Source organism: Bacillus sonorensis NBRC 101234 = KCTC 13918, assembly GCF_001592005.1.
Taxonomy (GTDB): domain Bacteria; phylum Bacillota; class Bacilli; order Bacillales; family Bacillaceae; genus Bacillus; species Bacillus sonorensis.
The window spans coordinates 36930-43319 of record NZ_BCVZ01000027.1 but is presented as its reverse complement, the minus strand read 5'-3'; the positions used below and the strand labels follow the sequence as shown (position 1 = coordinate 43319).

The 6390-nt window shown below is 47.1% G+C and carries 6 protein-coding genes; 4 read left to right on the top strand and 2 right to left on the bottom strand.

All coding sequences use genetic code 11. The features are described from left to right. Nucleotides 1-311 precede the first annotated feature (311 nt). Nucleotides 312-647: a winged helix-turn-helix transcriptional regulator gene (locus tag BTR1S_RS19915; RefSeq protein ID WP_006639885.1), complete on the bottom strand. Its 336-nt coding sequence runs from the start codon at nt 645-647 to the stop codon at nt 312-314. Between the two features lie 235 nt (nt 648-882). Between BTR1S_RS19915 and BTR1S_RS19910 the strand changes: the two genes are divergently transcribed. The 4 genes from BTR1S_RS19910 to BTR1S_RS19895 all read left to right on the top strand — a co-directional run bounded on the left by BTR1S_RS19910 (nt 883) and on the right by BTR1S_RS19895 (nt 5523). Further along, nucleotides 883-1311, top strand: coding sequence for a DoxX family protein (locus tag BTR1S_RS19910; protein WP_029418763.1), 429 nt, complete (start codon nt 883-885; stop codon nt 1309-1311). A 31-nt stretch (nt 1312-1342) separates the two neighbouring features. Continuing rightward, nucleotides 1343-2206, top strand: a complete 864-nt coding sequence (locus BTR1S_RS19905; protein ID WP_006639883.1) for a VOC family protein — start codon at nt 1343-1345, stop codon at nt 2204-2206. A 178-nt stretch (nt 2207-2384) separates the two neighbouring features. Then, on the top strand, nt 2385-3986 hold the full coding sequence (locus tag BTR1S_RS19900; RefSeq protein ID WP_029418764.1) for a glycoside hydrolase family 43 protein: 1602 nt from the start codon (nt 2385-2387) through the stop codon (nt 3984-3986). Next, nucleotides 3970-5523 carry a glycoside hydrolase family 43 protein gene (locus BTR1S_RS19895; RefSeq protein WP_006639881.1) on the top strand — a complete coding sequence of 518 codons (1554 nt, stop codon included), beginning with the start codon at nt 3970-3972 and terminating at the stop codon, nt 5521-5523. The genes BTR1S_RS19900 and BTR1S_RS19895 overlap by 17 nt, the downstream gene beginning before the upstream one ends. Here BTR1S_RS19895 and BTR1S_RS19890 read toward each other — a convergent pair. Further along, entirely contained in the window at nt 5520-6365 is an 846-nt protein-coding gene (locus BTR1S_RS19890; RefSeq protein ID WP_006639880.1) for an AraC family transcriptional regulator, read from the bottom strand. The two genes, BTR1S_RS19895 and BTR1S_RS19890, sit on opposite strands and share 4 nt — an antisense overlap. Nucleotides 6366-6390 lie beyond the last annotated feature (25 nt).

The following is a 6390-nucleotide window of genomic DNA, read 5'->3' as shown; positions in this document are numbered from 1 at the left end:
ATGTCTTTTTTAAGCTCACCGACTTCGCCTTTGACCGAAGCGATGTCAGTTTTCATCAAAACGACTTCATTTTTTATCGAGACGAGTTCTTTTTTAAATGGCAGAAGCTCCTCTCTGAATACGTTTCTAATGGTTTGTTCTAGTGCCGCGCTCATGATTTCGCCTCCTTTCTGCTCTTTCAATATACCATGAATCCCAATGCCGCAAAGGAGGATAAACGGCGGTTTTGCCGTTTGAAGACATATGATTGACTATAGGAAAAATGAAAAATAGGCAAACAAAAAGGCAGTGCACAAGTCGGCATGCCTTTTTTAATGTTTTTTTTCTTGTAAGCTTTCAATTTCGATCCATTTCTGCGACCATTCTTCGATTCCTCTGATCACCGGTTCAAGAGCCTGCCCCTTTTCGGTCAAGGAGTACTCAATCCGTACGGGTGTTTCCGGATAGACATGGCGGTGGATGATGCCCTCGTGTTCAAGTTCTTTTAATCTTTCGGATAACAGTCTTCCGCTGATGGGAAGAGAAGATTCTATTTGACAAAACCTTTGCGGTCCGTTAAGTAACTGGTGAATGATTAATCCATTCCAGCGCTGACTTATCATTTTCATTCCTTTTTCAAATTTGGGACATAAAGATGATAGGCTCATGTTCCTCACCTCTCTAGGCATATTATAACGATTTTCGAATAAATGAGCAAAGTTCAGAAAATATCTTGACGTAAGTTTGTTATTTATATATACTGACTTACACAAAGTAAGTAACGAACGAAAAAAGGAGGAATATACTGGTATATTATCTAGAATATGCCGATAGATTAATAGGGTGAATTGTTAGATGTCAAAGCTTTTGGAATTCATAAAAATGAAAAAAAAGGAGATTCTAATGAACAAAAAATATGAAATTGGCGGGTTGATTTTACGTTTGATTACAGGTCTTACATTCTTGCTTCACGGTATTTCGAAGTTTCAAGGCGGAATTGAAAACACTGTCGGATTTTTCAGCAGTGTCGGCATTCCAGGGTTTCTTGCTTATATCGTAGCAATTATTGAACTGGCTGGAGGGGCCTTGATGATTCTTGGTATTGGTACGCGGATCATAGGCGTTTTATTTGCTCTTGTCATGCTTGGAGCGATTTTCACAGTGAAGCTTTCTTCCGGTTTTATGGGTACGAACGGAGGAGCAGGCTATGAATTTGACCTGACCCTGCTTGCGATGTCCGCCCACCTTGCCCTGAGCGGAAGCAGCCTGCTCTCTTTGGACGGCTTGTTTCGCGCCAAACGCCAAGAGGAAGTATCTGAGAAATTGTCTTAACCTAACAGCGTCCGGAAAGGAGGAAATCATGATGACTCAGGAAATACATCCGCATACAGAACTGGGCTATGTCAAACTGAAAGTCAGCAATCTGAAAAGGTCCATCTCCTTTTACCGGGACGTAATCGGGTTTCAACTATTAAAGCAGGATGACAAGACCGCAGAATTCACTGCTGACGGCAAGCATCCGCTGCTCGTGATAGAAGAGATTCCAAATGCCGTTGTGCTCCCTGAAAGGGCGGCTGCAGGGCTTTACCATTACGCTATTTTGCTGCCGAACCGCAAAGAGCTGGGCCTGGCTTTGAAAAATTTGCTCCGCCATGGAATTGACATCGGCCAGGGCGATCATCTTGTCAGTGAGGCTCTTTATTTATCAGATCCTGATCACAACGGCATTGAAATTTACCGCGACCGCCCCCGTGAAGGCTGGAAGCGGGATGATCAGGGGAACTATGTGATGGGAACGGAGCCGGTTGATATCGCGGGACTCTTGGAGGAGGCCGGAGATCAAGAATGGCAGGGGCTTCCTCCAGAAACCAAAATCGGCCATGTTCACTTTCATGTGAGGGACTTACATCAGGCAAAAGAATTCTACCATTCAGTCCTCGGTTTTGGGATTGCAGGAGATTACCGGTATATGTCAGCACTTTTTGTCTCTGCAGGCGGCTATCATCATCATATCGGATTAAATCTGTGGGCCGGACATCAGGCTCCTTTTGCTCCGCCGGAAGCTTGCGGCATGGCGTATTATACGGTTGTGCTTCCAGACCGGGCCGAGCTTGAAAACATCCTTCATAGGCTGGAAAGCTCAGGGCATCGGCCGGAGGAAAAAGATGATGCATGGTTTGTTAAAGACCCGGCTTCAGGAGTCGGCATCAGATTAACCATGAAGTAAGAAAAAAGGTGAAACGATTCAGTTTCGCCTTTTTTTATGCCGTCATTTTGATCAAAAAACAAATAAAGCAAAGAATGTGGAAAAACAGACATCAATAACAAAGATTCATAGTCGAAAGCTGTGCTAACATAAATTTACCAAATGCTTTTATTTGGAAAAATAAAAGGGGTGAGGATTCGTGGCAAAGCATTTGACTGGGAAATTGAAGTATTCGGCCGTCTGGAATCCCAATCTCGGAAACGGGCGGTTTCGTAATCCCGTTCTTTTTATGGATTATTCAGATCCTGATGTCGTGCGGAAAGGCAGCGATTTTTTTATGGCGGCTTCAAGTTTTTCTTGTTTTCCCGGCATTCCGATTTTGCATTCTTCCGATTTGGTGAATTGGACCATCATCGGCCATGTATTTGATCGACTCCCTTTTGAAGATTATGAAGCACCGGCTCACGGAAAGGGGGCATGGGCGCCGAGCATTCGCTACCATGGCGGCGTGTTTTGGGTATACTTCGCCACTCCTGATGAAGGAATTTTCATGAGCAAGACAAGGGATCCGTTCTGCGGCTGGGAGCCTTTGGTTCATGTGAAAAAAACAAAGGGCTGGATTGATCCTTGCCCATTTTGGGACGATGATGGCCAAGCGTACTTGATACACGCCTATGCAAACAGCCGGATCGGGATTAAAAGCAAGCTCAACCTGTGCAGAATGAAAGAAGACGGGACGGCTTTGGAGGACGATGGTGAAATCGTATTTGACGGGACATTGAACCACCCTACGATCGAGGGGCCGAAGCTTTATAAGCGGAACGGCTATTATTATATTTTTGCTCCGGCGGGGGGCGTGAAGGAAGGATGGCAGACGGTTCTCCGCAGCAGAACGATCTACGGTCCGTATGAAGACCGGATTGTCCTCCATCAAGGGAACTCAGCCATAAACGGACCGCATCAGGGAGGCTTGGTCGAACTTGATACCGGGGAATCGTGGTTTCTCCATTTTCAAGATCGCGCTGCATTCGGCAGGGTCGTTCACCTCCAGCCTGTACGCTGGGAAGACGGCTGGCCGAAAATGGGAGAAGACAGCAACAAAGACGGGATCGGCGAGCCGGTTTTAGAATGGCAGAAACCGAAGATGAAAAGCGGAGACGTGACAGAGCCCGCCAGTCAAACGAGCGATGATTTTACGTCAGAAAATCTCTCCCTTCAGTGGCAATGGCAGGCCAACCCGAAAGAGGAATGGTATTCTCTCCAAGCCAGGCCGGGGCATCTTCGTCTGTACAGCCGCCATTCCCCTGACCGTTTTAAACTGGGCGGCATGCCGAACCTCGTCATGCAGAAATTTCCGGGACCGGGCTTTACGGCGACGGTCAAGCTGACATTATATGCTTTATCAGAAACAATCCGCGCCGGGCTTGCCGTGATGGGAAAAGAGTATGCTTATCTCGGTCTTTCAAAGTCCGAAAATGAAGGGCATGTCATCGCATTTTATAAAGGCAGCATCGAAGACGCCGGGAACGAGGATATCAAAACAGAGGAGCACCCGGTTTCCGATGGGATGGTGTATCTTCGCGTACAGGTTGATGAAAAAGCGGTATGCCGTTTCAGCTACAGCCAGGATCATCATCATTTCACAGCGATGGGAGATGTGTTTCAGGCCGTTCCGGGGATATGGATTGGTGCCAAAGTGGGAATGTACTGTGCGGATGCAGGAACAGACGGGCCTGATGGCAGCTATTGCGATTTCGATTGGTTTATCGTCAGTCAGGAGGGGGATGGCCGCTTTGACTAAAAAGACATATGCGAATCCCGTGTTGACGGGTTTTCATCCCGATCCGTCCATCATCAGGGTCGATGAAGACTATTATATGGTGAATTCAACCTTTCAATATTTTCCGGCGATCGTTATTTCACATTCAAAGGATTTGGTCAATTGGAAAATCATTGGTCACGGCATCACCGAAAATGACGGCCTGGACCTGTCTGGGATCAAAGATTCCCACGGCATTTGGGCGCCGGATATCTCTTATCATGATGGAATGTTCTACATTTTCGCGACCCACAGATTGAACGGACCGACCGTGATCAACGGCAAAAAGCTGATCCGCAGGCAGATCATGATGAAGTCAAACCGTCCTGAGGGGCCTTATTCAAAACCGGTGTTCATCGATGAAGGCAGCGGCATCGATCCTTCCCATTTTGTCGATGATGATGGACGACATTATATGCTCCTTAGTCCCGGATGTACGCTTTTTCCTTTAAATGATGAATGCACAGAGATCATCGGCGAGCCGGCGCTGATTTGGGAAGGAACGGGCCGAAGAGCTCCGGAAGGTCCGCACCTTCTCCGGACCAATGGGTATTATTACGCCATTCTGGCCGAGGGGGGCACAGGCTACTCCCACTCCATCACGACCGCCCGTTCCAAGCAATTGTACGGTCCATATGAGCCGTGTCCGTATAATCCGATTTTAACGCAATCAGATCCTGAGGCCCCGATACAGAGAGCCGGACATGGCAAGCTTGTCAAAACGCAAAACGGCGAATGGCGGGCGGTGTACCTTTGCGGCCGGCCGAATCAAGGAAGATTCACGACTCTTGGCAGAGAAACAGCCTTGGATCCTGTTCAATGGAAGGATGATGGCTGGTTTGTCATCAATAATCTGAACGGGCCAAGCATCGTCCAAACGGCGCCGAATCTGCCGGAGACCCGGTGGGAAGAAAAGACTTTTGACGATTTTCTTGATGATTCGCTTGATGTCCAGTGGCAGTTTGTCAGAAATCCGGATCATTCCGGCTGGTCTTTAACGGAAAAGCCCGGCTTTCTCAGGCTGTGGACGGGCGACGCTGATTTGCACGAGATCCAGGCGAAAAATACAATCGTCAGAAGAGAAAAACACCACCAATACAGCGCGGTGCTGAAGCTCCATTTTACGCCTTCGGAATACGGTGAGCAGGCAGGGCTTACCTGCTATTACAGCACGAACAATTATTTGAAATGCTGCCTGATCTATGAAGACCGGTTAAAAGTCAAGGTGATGGAGAACCGCAACGGCGTGCAGAAAACGCTTGGTGAAAAAAACGCAAAGGAAGGGCCGATTTATTTAAAAGCGGTCATCAATAAACAGGCAAGGGATTTTTATTACAGCTATGAAGAAAAGCATTGGTACCATGCGGGCGGTACGAAAGACGCCAGCTTTTTAAGCGATGAAGGCTCCCGCGACGAAAAAGGCCATACGGGAACGATGGTCGGGATATACGCAAACAACGGCGGCAGCAAGAAAAAGCTTGCCGCTGATTTTGACTGGTTCCGCTATACGCCTTTTTAAGCATCCCTGCTTTTTTTCCGGTATTGAAGCGGCGGGATGCCGACGATGTCTTTAAAGACTTTATTGAAGTGGCTGATATGATTAAAACCGGCTTGCCCGGCGATGTTCAAAATTTTTTCGTCTGTATCACGAAGGTATTTTTTGGCCTCCCGGATTCTGATGTGACGGAGGTATTCATGAAGATGAAAGCCTGTTACCTTTTTAAACACTCTGCTTAAATAGGATGGACTGATGTAAAACCGCTCTGCCAATCCGTTCAGCGTGATTGTCTCATGATAGTGATCGTGGATGTATGAGGCGATTTCCGATATTTTTTCGTTCATTGGATGGAGCTGCTTCACCTCGGTTTGGCCGCCGTTTTTCAGGGCCCGGTAAATGTTAAAAAGCAGCTGAAACAACAGGGCCCTGACAACATCCTCATACCCTTCTTTTTTGAGACTGCACTCCTTCTTCATCTCCAATAACAGCTGCTCAACAGCTGTTTGCTCCCGCAGCGGATAAGAGATGAAGTTGGTGTGTGCCGGAAACGGAAGAAGCGGATAACGGCTGCATGCGAGAAGGGGCTTGATAAAATCATGAGAAAAATTGATCAATATACGTTCAAATTCCTGAACCTCCGAGCTTGAGGTTCTGTGCAAGTCATGGGGGTTGATGATGATCATGCTGCCTTTTTCAGCAGTGTATACATGTTGATTGATAAAGTAGGTTCGTTCTCCGTTCAGCAAATAATACAGTTCATAGCCTTCATGGCCATGCGGTGCGTTCATCTCGGTAAATCCTTTCCTTTGCATATACTGAATCGAAAAAGAATGCTCGGCTATATAATATTTCGGGTGATGCATGACGGGCATTTCTCCTTTTTGAAAA